General features: G+C 56.3%; 10 protein-coding genes and 1 rRNA gene. 2 read left to right on the forward strand and 9 right to left on the reverse strand.

The annotated features are described in order from the left end of the window. Positions 1 to 20: 20 nt before the first annotated feature. The 7 genes from HBN68_RS20610 to HBN68_RS20640 all read right to left on the reverse strand — a co-directional run bounded on the left by HBN68_RS20610 (position 21) and on the right by HBN68_RS20640 (position 7,454). Positions 21 to 1,499, reverse strand: coding sequence for a YdgA family protein (locus HBN68_RS20610; RefSeq protein WP_169964660.1), 1,479 nt, complete (start codon positions 1,497 to 1,499; stop codon positions 21 to 23). A 137-nt stretch (positions 1,500 to 1,636) separates the two neighbouring features. Beyond that, on the reverse strand, positions 1,637 to 2,281 hold the full coding sequence (locus HBN68_RS20615) for an NADH:ubiquinone oxidoreductase subunit N (RefSeq protein WP_169964662.1): 645 nt from the start codon (positions 2,279 to 2,281) through the stop codon (positions 1,637 to 1,639). Positions 2,282 to 2,388: 107 nt separating this feature from the next. Next, positions 2,389 to 3,834, reverse strand: a complete 1,446-nt coding sequence (locus HBN68_RS20620; RefSeq protein WP_169964664.1) for an efflux transporter outer membrane subunit — start codon at positions 3,832 to 3,834, stop codon at positions 2,389 to 2,391. Continuing rightward, a complete protein-coding gene (locus HBN68_RS20625) occupies positions 3,831 to 4,733 on the reverse strand; it encodes an HlyD family secretion protein (protein WP_169964666.1) in 903 nt (300 codons plus the stop codon). Before HBN68_RS20625 ends, HBN68_RS20620 begins: the two co-directional genes overlap by 4 nt. Beyond that, positions 4,730 to 4,939 (reverse strand): DUF1656 domain-containing protein, encoded by a 210-nt coding sequence (locus tag HBN68_RS20630; RefSeq protein WP_047272783.1) that lies wholly within the window; start codon positions 4,937 to 4,939, stop codon positions 4,730 to 4,732. Before HBN68_RS20630 ends, HBN68_RS20625 begins: the two co-directional genes overlap by 4 nt. Further along, a complete protein-coding gene (locus HBN68_RS20635; protein WP_169964668.1) occupies positions 4,936 to 7,026 on the reverse strand; it encodes an FUSC family protein in 2,091 nt (696 codons plus the stop codon). Before HBN68_RS20635 ends, HBN68_RS20630 begins: the two co-directional genes overlap by 4 nt. Then, positions 7,023 to 7,454: a MarR family transcriptional regulator gene (locus HBN68_RS20640; protein WP_169964670.1), complete on the reverse strand. Its 432-nt coding sequence runs from the start codon at positions 7,452 to 7,454 to the stop codon at positions 7,023 to 7,025. Before HBN68_RS20640 ends, HBN68_RS20635 begins: the two co-directional genes overlap by 4 nt. A 441-nt stretch (positions 7,455 to 7,895) precedes the next feature. Here HBN68_RS20640 and HBN68_RS20645 point away from each other — a divergent pair, with 441 nt between their 5' ends. Further along, on the forward strand, positions 7,896 to 8,594 hold the full coding sequence (locus HBN68_RS20645; RefSeq protein WP_169964672.1) for a GntR family transcriptional regulator: 699 nt from the start codon (positions 7,896 to 7,898) through the stop codon (positions 8,592 to 8,594). Positions 8,595 to 8,641: 47 nt separating this feature from the next. Here the strand turns inward: HBN68_RS20645 and HBN68_RS20650 are convergent, their stop codons facing one another. Next, positions 8,642 to 10,519 carry a methyl-accepting chemotaxis protein gene (locus HBN68_RS20650; RefSeq protein ID WP_169964673.1) on the reverse strand — a complete coding sequence of 626 codons (1,878 nt, stop codon included), beginning with the start codon at positions 10,517 to 10,519 and terminating at the stop codon, positions 8,642 to 8,644. On the opposite strand from HBN68_RS20650, the gene HBN68_RS20655 reads away from it, so the two are divergent. After that, positions 10,499 to 10,729 carry a hypothetical protein gene (locus HBN68_RS20655; RefSeq protein WP_169964675.1) on the forward strand — a complete coding sequence of 77 codons (231 nt, stop codon included), beginning with the start codon at positions 10,499 to 10,501 and terminating at the stop codon, positions 10,727 to 10,729. The genes HBN68_RS20650 and HBN68_RS20655 overlap by 21 nt on opposite strands. A gap of 100 nt (positions 10,730 to 10,829) precedes the next feature. On the opposite strand, the gene rrf is transcribed toward HBN68_RS20655, so the two are convergent. Continuing rightward, positions 10,830 to 10,945, reverse strand: a 5S ribosomal RNA gene (gene rrf / locus HBN68_RS20660). Positions 10,946 to 11,128: the final 183 nt, after the last annotated feature.

Here is an 11,128-nt window from a genome sequence, read left to right on the forward strand (position 1 = left end):
GGCATGAGGCGCTGGGGTAATTACTGAATCGGCGCGTTGAAACGCAGAGTCATTTGGTTGATGAAGTCTTCAAGGCTCATTTTCTGGCCGTTGAAATCCACGTTGCCTGCCGCGTAGTCAAGCGACGCCACAATGTTGTCGCCTTCCACTTTTGCCAGCCCGGCACCCACAGCGATGTTGCTGACCATGTTGCTGGTCATGGTGCCAACCTGCGCCAGGGTCTGCGGGTCGGTTTGGCCTTCCAGTTGCGCCTGTACACCGGCGAGGTCGGCAATCATCGGCTTGGACAGCTGCAACTTGGCTACCAGCGAGGTCAGCAGTTGCTTGGTGATTTCCACCGGCGGCTGATCAAGGGCAGCAGGCTGAGCCAGTGCAACTGCCAGGTTGAACTCGCTTTCGCCATTCGGCGTTTTCACCGTCAGCGTCTCGACCGCCATGTGCGGTTTACCCGCCAGCAACGTATCAAGATTGGTTTGTAGCTGGGTTTGCTCGGCCGGGGTCAGCTCAGTCACGGGCAGTGTGCCATCAGGTTTAGGCTGAAATTTGGTCTGGTAAATCTGCAACATCGATTGCATCGCAGGGATGTCCAGGCTGCTGGCGCTCAAGACCAGTTGTGCACTGCCGACCGGGTTGTTGTTGAGCGAAACGTCACCGACTTTGTAGTCCAGTCGCCCTGACAACAACTTGCCTTTGGCCGAGGTGGAGCCGGCGTATTCAAAATTATTGACCTTGAGCACCGATTGGCGATTGCCGAAGGTAAACCGGGTTTCATTCAAATTGATAAAGTTCTGACCCAGAAAGAAGCCAAATTCACTTTTGTCCAGGTCACTGGCCACGGTCAGACCGTTCAGCTCAATCAACAAAGGCGGTTTGTTCAGCGACACGGCATGCAGTTTGAAGTGATCCATGTAGCCTTTGCCTTTGAGGTTTTGACCGTCGGCACCGGACGTCCCTTCCATGGTCATGCCCGAGAAGCTGAGGCTGGAGTTTGCGTCCAGGGCGGCTTCGAGCGGCAGAAATTCCATACGGCCTTCAACCGAACGGTTGTAATTCAGTGTGACCTGGCCTTGCAGCGGCGATTGGTCCTTGGCAGCAGCAAACCACTTTTCAGTGAACGGTGTTTTTTCCAGCGCATACGTGGTCGTTGCCATGACTGGCATCCACTTGAAGGTTTTGAGGCGCGACCACGGCAACGGACCATGCTCGATGTCGGCCACGAACAGCAACTCTACAGGCTGGGCATCCGGCCCGGCGGAGTCATCCTCAACCTTTACGCGGTAGTGGGCGGTGCTGTTGTAGAGGTGACGGTCAAGTGAGACCAGTTCGACCGAGCCGTGGGTTGGCGTACCTTTCAACTGAGACGCCAGTTCCTTGTTGGCCTCCTGAATCGACGTTTGCAACACGCCTTCCAGTTTAGTGCCGGTGTACCACGCCCCAGCGGTATTCAGAGCACCTGCAATAACAACAATCCCTACTAACACGCCTAATGGTTTATTCATCAGTTGACCCGTTCAATGTCCGTTGTGTTGAAAGTAAAAGCGGTCTTTGCCAAGCCCGTCATGGGCCGAAAAGTGGCAGCAGGGTATCACTGGCAACTTGCCACACGCTTCTTTCGGACATTTTCAGTCATGAAAATTCATGCTGGGCGGGCCAAGAGACGCTCTATTTCATCCAGGCGATGATCGAAATTCTTGAGGATGGCGCTCCAGGTGTACACCAACACTTCCAGGTCATGATCTACGCAGATTTCTCCCACGGAATTCACAGACGAATCTGAGTAATCCAGCTGATACCGCTCTCGGCCCATGGCAGCGGCTACGTCAGATAACTCGCGTGCGTTATCGAGCCACTGACGCTCTTCCGAGGGCAAGGCTTTATCGAGTTGCAGGCATTGAGATTTGAGGGCATCAAGGCTTTTTTCGAGTGGCGTTCCGGTCAGTTCTCCCATGAACGCTTCAAACGTGCGCCCCGGCTGCCAGTAGCTGCCCCAGAAGTAGCGATCGAAGACTGTTTCGACGCGGCGTAATGCGATTTTGGTGTCCCAGATCAGAACCCGGGTCTGACCGGCTTCAACCTGACGCTTCTTGATTTGCCGGGTTTGCACCAATGCCCAAGCCACCACAGCAATAGCCAATACCGCAATCAATGCACTGGCGCTGTCCAGGAAGAACAACGCCTTGTCGATCTGGTGCGCCAACATGATGCCGTAGAAGTACGTAGCAGACAGCAGCACCACCGCGACGACCGCACACCAGAAACCGGGAGCATAAGGGTTTTTCATTATTAGAATCCCCATCGAGCCATTTTGCGCGATGGGGAGGGGCTAAAAGTGTCTCGACGCCCTGAGCCATCGTTTTGATACCGACCTCTCAGAGCATAGCAACGCCATCAGGGTTTGGCGTGGGTCGCCGCTTGCGTTCGTCCGCTTTCCCAGCCACCACCGAGGGCCAGAAACAAGTCGATCTGGCTCATGGCAACCTGAGTGTTGGCCGCTGACAATTGCGCGCGCATATCCGTGTAAACCCGGGTCGCTTGCAGGTCCGCCAGGAACGACTCGCGCCCCGCCTGATAGAATTGGTGGGTTTGGTCGGCGGCTGTCTTGGCTGATGCTTCTGCTTCGGCCAAGGCATCGCGGCGCTGCAACAACGCGGTGTATTGCACCAGACTGGTCTGGGTTTCGCGGATCGCGTTTAGAACAACGCCGTCGAACTTGGCCAGCGCACCTTGGGTGGCGGCTTCGGCTTCACGGATACGCGCACGCGAGCCGTTTGTAGGAATAGTCCAACTTAACAGCGGGCCAAAGCCCCAACGATTGGTCGGCGCAGTGCCAAGGTTGTCGATGATGCCAACAGTGCCAATGCTCGCGCCGATGCTGATGTCGGGGTAAAGGGCGCCTGTGGCCACGCCGATCTCGGCGGTGGCTGCCGCCAGATGACGCTCGGCCTGACGCACATCGGGACGGCGCTTGAGCAGCGCGGCACCGTCACCCACGGGCAACAATTGCGCGATCTGCGGCAACTCGGCGCAAGTGGCTACGCCCGTGGGCAGTTGGTTCAGCGGTTTGGCCAGCAACATCGATAGACGAAACAGCCCGGACTGGCGCAAGGCTTCGTAGCGAGGCAGTTCGGCGCGCAACGATTTGAATTGAGTTTCAGACCGCGTGACCTGAGTTTCGTCGCCGCGCCCTGCATCGCGCAGTTGCTGGGTCAATCGCGTGCTTTGCGCCTGCAGCTGGAGTGACTCTTCAGCAATGTGATGCTCCTCGTTGGCCGCGCACACTTGGGTATACGCCCGTACCACGTCTGCCACCAAGGTGATACGAGCAGTGTCAGCGGCGGCCTGGGTGGCGTCAGCATTGGCCTGTGCCGCCTCGATACCGCGCTGCAAGGTGCCCCATAAATCGAACTGATACGAAGTGCTGATGCCAAGGTCGCCGACGTTGGCCACAGGCACCTTGTCGGCCAACAGGAACGCTTCGCCAGACTCCTGCAAGCGCTGGGCGCCCGCCTTGGCCGAACCGCTCCAGCCGCCCGCTGATTGCGCTTGCTCAACCTGAGCCCGTGCCCGCGACAGGTTAGCGGCTGCAACGCGCAGGTCCGTGTTGGAGGCGAGCGCCTGACGCACCAGCTCGTTAAGCTTCGGGTCCCGATAGAGCTTCCACCAATCGGCAGGCACGGGCGCCGACATCACGTTGGCCCCCTCGCCCGCAAACCCTCCCTGCAAATCGGGGCGCTGCAGCGCGGCGTCTTTGGGCAGGTGATAGTCCGGCCCCACCAGTTGGCAGCCGGACAGCAACAAACCCAGCCCCACGGCCGCCAGGTGAACCGCTTTCATTGCGCTTGCTCCTGCGCAGGCGTGGTTTTGGGTGAGTCTTCGATAATCGAAACCGTGGCGGTTCGCCCGGCGATCATACGGAAATCTTCCGGCACTTCGTCGAACACAATGCGCACCGGAATGCGTTGTGCTAGCCGTACCCAGCTGAACGCCGGGTTGACGTTTGGCAGCAGGTTCTGGCCGCTGCTGCGGTCACGGTCTTCAATACCCGCGACAATGCTCTCGACATGCCCGCGCAAACGCGCATTGTCACCCACCACACGGATATCCACGCTCTGGCCGACGTGAATACCAGCGAGTTTGGTTTCTTCGAAATAGCCATCAATATGAAATGAGCTGCTGTCGACAATGGATAACACCGGCCGCCCGGCTGTGACGAATTCGTTGACCCGCGGCGCCCGGTCGTTGACATACCCGTCCACCGGGCTGCGCACGACGGTGCGGTCAAGGTTGAGCTGAGCGCTATCCACCGCCACTTGGGCCTCGGTGAGCGCCGCTTGTGCACGCATTTCGCGGGACTGGCTTTCTTCCAGTTGCTCGCGGGCGACCAGATTGCCCAAGCCTTTGTTACGACGACTTTCACGCTGGGCCTGGGCCAGGGTTTCCTTGCGATCGGCCAGGGTGGCTTGGGCCTGGCGCAGCGCCAGCTTGAAGCGTTCCTGGTCGATCACAAACAACACCTGATCACGGGTGACCGGCTGGTTGTCACGCACCTCAACCTGTTTGATCAGGCCCGAGACATCGGGGGCAATCTGCACGATGTCGGCACGGATGTGGCCGTCCCGTGTCCACGGCGCAAACATGTAGTACATGGTCATGCGCCAGACTACGACGCAGGCAAACGCCACCACCAGCAAGGTGAGAACGACGCGGCCCAAGGTCAATAACGGTTTTTTCATGTCATCAAATATCGACTTAACGAATCCACAACGCCGAGAAGCAGAGCGTAGAGACCGACGTTGAACAAAGCCCGGTGCCAGACCAGGCGGTAAAAGTGCACACGCGTCAGAACCGCGTGTACCACCAAAAACAGTAAATAGGTGATGCCCATCAACACCAGAAAGGTAGGCAGGAACACGCCGCTGATATCCACATCCCCGATCATAGCGGTGCTCCATCAATACCTTGCACGTGCGGCTGGGGAAGGTCGTCGTTGTCAACGATAAATTCGACGCCGGGCAACAGGGCCAGCCGCAGACCGCTTAGCGCGTGCAACAAATGAACACGGGCATCACTTTCGTCCTGCAAATCATTGGCATTGAGGGCGCGGCGCGTTCGGTCCATGGTCATCTGTAACCCTGCAGGAACAGGCAGGCGTTCACCGGCCATCAGGCAGCTGCGAAAGTAATCCCCTACGTCACTGACCACTTGGCGCAGCAGCAGTTGCGGGCCGCCGGTCACACGAGGTGCATACGCAAGCAAGTCCAGCAGATTAAGCGCGACGCGCAACTCGCGTACCGCAATGCCGGTGTCTTGCCCGGTCATGGCCAGACGCGGCAAATGCTGCATCAGGCGATCAAGCATTTGCGCCCCCATTTGCCGGTGTTCGGCCAGCGTCGCGGGTTTGGTGAGCCGTACAATATCCCGCCAGCTAAAACGGGTTAGGCGCTTGGCCGCCAGCTCAGCACCGAACGGCCGGGCGATCAGCGTCCACACAAATGCAAACAGCAAGCCGATAGGGCCTGCAAGGTTGGCATTTATGAACACCATGAAGTCCGCGTCGTAGGCACCCTGAATGCTGATAAAAGACGCAGTGTTCACAATCGTCAGTAACGTGCCCAGGTAGAAACGCGGCTGCACGGTGAGGGTGCCGACGCAGATAAAGGGCACAGCGAACGCCAGAACCAACATGGGGAAATCATGCAGGTTGGGCAAGATCACAAAGAGGTACAAACTGGCAAACAGTACCGACAGCGAGGTCCAGAAAAAGAAGCGGTAGATTTGCGGGGCCGGATCGTCCATCGCAGCAAAGAAACTGCAGGCTACAGCGGCAAGAATCACGGCACTCGCCCCGTCTGTCCAGCCCAGCAAAATCCACAACACGCACGCCACCACGATGGCGGTCACAGTCGAGAACGCCGAATAGAGCATCAGGCCGCGGTCCAGAAACGGCGTCAGGCGACCCAGCCGCCAATGTCGATACACCGCACGCCAGACATCTTGATTTCCCGTCGTAATGGCCTGCTGCAAACTTCTGCAGTCTTGCCATAGATCGATCCACTCACCCAAGCGGTACAACACGTTGGACAACAGCAGCTGACGCCGATCATCCAGCGCCGCCGCGCTCGGTTGCAGGGCCTCAAGTTCGTGGCGCAGGGCCTTCCAGTGCTCAATAGGCGCGCCTTCGCGAGTGCTTTCAAGCCATTGTTGCGCGCGGTAGAGCAGTGGCGTGACTTGCTCTACCAGCTCGGGCGTGCGCCGCTCAAGGGCGTACAGCGCGTCGTCCAGTGCATCCACGACAGGCAGCAGGTGAATCATGCGCCCGCGCAATTCTTTGGTGTTACGCACGGTTTGCGGGTGCGCACCTTCATGGGGTAATTGGCCGATCATCAGTTCAAGGGTGTTGAACGTGGCCACCATCGAGGAACGCAGGCCGCTGACCTTATTGGGCTCTACATCTCGGGCCAGAAAGTGTTTGCTGTAGTTGGCCGCATCACCAAACCACTTGCCCGCCGCATCAATGAACACGGGGGTCAGGCGGCGCGGCCAGAACATGCTGCCCACGACGGCGGCGCAGACGATGCCGAGCATGATTTCTTCGGTCCGCGAAATGGCAATGTCGAAGACATTGAGCGGGTTATCCACAATCGGCAGTGCGATCATCGGCATGGTGTAGCCCGCCAACATGAACACGTAGCTGTTGGCGGTGCGCAGATGGAGCGACAGGAACAACAGAATGCCGGTCCAGAGCGCAATGACCAGTACCAGTAAAAACGGTGTCTGGACGAACAGCGGCACAAAGAACACGGCTGCCGATGCCCCCAGCAAAGTACCCAGGGCGCGGTACACGGCCTTGGAGCTGGTAGGGCCTACGAAGGGGCTGGAAACGATATAAACCGTTGCCATCGCCCAATACGGGCGCGGCATTTCCATGAGCAGGGCGATGTACAACGCGATCATCGATGCGGCGAATGTGCGTACGCCGTAAAACCAGTCGCGTGCAGGCGGCATGCTGCTGAAGAAGCCGTTCAAGAAGCAGCCCCATCAGGCAGTTGGCCAGCCGCTTCGAATGCCCGGATCACTCGCAACGCGGCTTCTTGATCGGCGACTGGCACATTGGCCAGCGCCGCACGGCGCAATTGAACCAACTGCGCCTCAATGGACTGCGCAAGAGCACGCCCGGAGTCTGTCAGGCTTAACGTTTTGGCGCGGCGGTCACTGGCGTCCTCGCAACGGCGGACGTAGCCGTCTTTGCACAACTGATCAAGCAAGCGCACCAACGATGGGCTTTCCATACCGGCTGCATGGGCCACAGTAACCTGCCGCACACCCTCGCCCAGGCGGCCGATAATCAGCAGCGGCATGGCGCAAGCTTCGGAAATTCCGTAATTGACCAGCGTGGTCTGGCACACGCGACGCCAATGGCGGGTCGCGACCACCATGCCAGTGCTGATGCTCATTTGAAGTGAATCAAGGGTGTCAGACAAGAGAAGCGTCACATAATGTTAGTTTGCTAACTATTAATTTTGCGCGGCGAGTGGGTTTCAGTCAAGAGTGTTGCAAATTAATTCTTAAACAGCGCGCTGACTGCACCTTTGCGCACGTGCCTGGCCGTGCCTAGGTGAATATAGTCGAGCCTGAGTGAACCGAAGCCCTGTTACTCAGCCTTGCTGCAAATGATCACCGGTCGTGGTGGTACCAAAAACAATGAAATGGCGAGTTATCCCGCGTGAAGGTCTTCTGACAGACAGTCTGTGAGACAGTTCTGAAATTCGATATGGATGGACTCACCTGTCGTTACGGTAAACTTGTTGTTACAGGATTTGACAAGGATTTGGTCTGTACCTACCTTCATTTGGATCCAAACAAGCAAGCTGAATGTCATACGCAGGTGCGCGAACGTGGCCGTAAAACGAAACCCTTTAAGCAGCATTGAAGTTCATGGCCCTGTAGCAGCTCATCAAGCTCGCGCGGTAATCGAAGAGTCATTGCGTAATGCCATCCTCGACGGGCGTCTGCCATGCGGTACGGCGATTCGCCAAGAGGCGCTGGCCGATCTGTTTGGTGTGAGCCGCATGCCGGTGCGCGAAGCATTGCGCCAACTGGAGTCCCAAGGCTTATTGCATGTAGTGCAGTACAAAGGTGCAGTGGTGGCGCCTTTGATTGAAGACAATTCACTGGAGTCCTACGAGCTGCGCTTGTTGTTGGAAGCCGAGGCATTGCGTCAGTCTGTTCCGTTACTGGATGACCAGGATCTGGCAGCCGCATCGGGGTTTATCGAGGCGATGGAAGCCGAAACTGACTTGAGCAAAGTCGGCACCTTGAATCGGCAGTTTCATCAGGCGCTCTATAACAAAGCATCTAACAAGAAGCTTTTGGCTTTGGTTGATGCCGGACTGATTGAGGAAGAGCGTTTTCTTCGCTTTAATCTTGAGCAAATGAATCTCGGCCCTCTGGCTCAAGACGATCACCGCACCCTTTTGCGTCTCGCCCGGGCCAAAGAGGTCGAAGCCTGTGTGGCCGAGTTGGGGCTGCATTTGCAGCGCGCGGTCAGCGCCATCACTGAGTATCTGGACCGCCGAAAAGCAAAACAGCCCTGACGTTTCAAACGACAGGGCTGTGGACAAAGCGATTGCCAGCTTGTGGGTCAGATTTTGAAACTGTCGACCAATTGCTTCAGTCGACTCGCTTGCTGCGACAGCGCATCACAGTCCTTGAGCGTTTCATTAAGATTGACCACGCCTTGTTGGTTCAACAGGTTGATCTGGTTGATATCAACGTTGAGGGTTTCAACTACGGCGGTTTGTTCTTCAGTGGCAGCGGCCACTGACTGGTTCATGCCGTCAATCTCTTCAATACGTTGAGTGACGCTGATCAAGCGTGCGCCCGCCTGGTTAGCCACTTCCACACTCTCCTCACTGGACACCTGACTGGCATTCATGGTGGTCACCGCTTCCCGCGAGCCCACTTGCAAGGAAGTGATCATTTTATGGATCTCTTCTGCCGACTCCTGCGTGCGATGTGCGAGGTTGCGCACCTCATCGGCCACAACGGCGAATCCGCGCCCAGCTTCACCTGCACGTGCCGCCTCAATCGCCGCGTTAAGGGCGAGCAAGTTGGTTTGCTGGGAGATACCTTTGATTACATCCAGGATATGACCAATGTTGTCAGTGCTAGCGTTCAGGGTTTCAATCTGGGCACACGACAAGCTGATTTTTTGCGACAACTCAGTCATCGCTTGAATGGTTTGCTCAACCACCTGACGGCCATCATCGGCCTGTTCGCTTGCTCCGCTGGCGTGTTGTGACGCATCAGCCGCGTTACGTGCAATTTCCTGGGTTGCAGCGCCCAGTTCGTTAATCGCCGCGGCCACGCTGTTGGTCCGTGCACTTTGTTCGTCAGAACCAATGATTGACGCGTTAGACGAAGCCATCACTCGTTGGGACAAATCATGGACTTGACGTGTTGCCGAAGAAACTTCCGAAATCGATGCGTGAATACGTTCTACAAACTGGTTGAAAGAACTGGCGAGCATCCCAAACTCATCCTTGCTTTCGATTACCAGACGACGAGTCAAGTCACCCTCGCCTTGTGCAATGTCTTGCATGGCTCGGCCCATGGTGGTCAAAGGGCGCATAAGGAACTGAATCAACAGGCTAAGCAGAACTGCAATCACAGCCACTGCGATAAACATGGCTATAAACGCAGAGGTGCGGAATTTAGAAAGTGGGGCGTAAGCTTTCTCTTTGTCCAGCGACTGACCGATATACCAATCAGCAGGTAAACCGGTTACCGGTGTGAAAGACATAATCCGCTCATGTCCATTCACGCTGACTTCCTGAATACCCTTCTCAATTCGCAACGAGCTGGATGGGTAGATGTCTTTCAGGTTTTTCATGACCTGATCTTTTTCCGGGCTTACGATGATCTGGCCATCGCCGCTCACCAGAAACGCGTAGCCAAGGCCGCCCGAATCCACGGAGTTGATAATTTTCACCAGGCTGTCGAGGCTCAAGTCCCCACCTACCACACCGAGTAACTCGCCATCTTTTTTCACAGGCATGGCGATAGTCACGATCAAGCCGCCTACCGCTGCCATGTAGGGCGGCGTAAGCATGGTCTTACCGGCACTTACACCTTGTTTGTACCAAGGACGTTCACGCGGGTCGTAATCGTCTGGCATCTTGGCGTCAGGGCGCTGTGTAAATACGCCGTTCGCTTGGCCAACGTAGGTGAACTGAAAATTCGACGTTAACGCAGGCTGATCCACCAATCCGGCCAAATCTGCTTGCTTGCCTTGGTGGGCTACGTTTTGTGCGAGGCTTTCGAGTACTAGAATTCGGCCACTCAGCCAATTCTGAACGCTGCTGGCAGTCAGGTTCCCAGCTTGTTGCACCGAGGACTCGATGTTTTGCTTGATGGTGTTTCGCTGCAGGTAGTCGTTGTACAAAGTGAACAACGCAAACGCCAGAACCACGACGCCTGAAGCGGCCAGAAGGATTTTATGGCTGAACTTGAGATTCATTTCATGGGACTTCTTATGCCGAGAGTGGGGATGCGTACGGGTGCAACCTTCCATGTAACAGCGCAGGCAGCCTTTTCAACCGGCAGCTCTACTAAGCACGCATTGCTCAAGAGGCTGTCGGCACCAATCGCGGAAAACTTAGCCATTTGTGATGGCATTTTGTTTAATCCGACGAAAGTCGATGGCAAGGTGTTTAGTCTGGGGTTTTGAGGAGGATCATAGAGAGGGGAAATATGCAGATTCGCCGCTTTTGCTACGCGCAAAAACAAAACCCCTGTCTGCGTGAGCAGACAGGGGTTTCGGAATTCAATCTTGACGATGACCTACTCTCACATGGGGAAACCCCACACTACCATCGGCGATGCATCGTTTCACTGCTGAGTTCGGGATGGGATCAGGTGGTTCCAATGCTCTATGGTCGTCAAGAAATTCTGTGACAGATCCGTTACTGCATAACGTGCCTGTGAAAACTTGGGACTTCTACAAAAACAAAATCCCTGTCTGCGTGAGCAGACAGGGATTCTGGAATTTAATCTTGACGATGACCTACTCTCACATGGGGAAACCCCACACTACCATCGGCGATGCATCGTTTCACTGCTGAGTTCG

The sequence above is a fragment of the Pseudomonas sp. WS 5078 genome (genome assembly GCF_012985745.1).
Lineage (GTDB): Bacteria > Pseudomonadota > Gammaproteobacteria > Pseudomonadales > Pseudomonadaceae > Aquipseudomonas > Aquipseudomonas lundensis_A.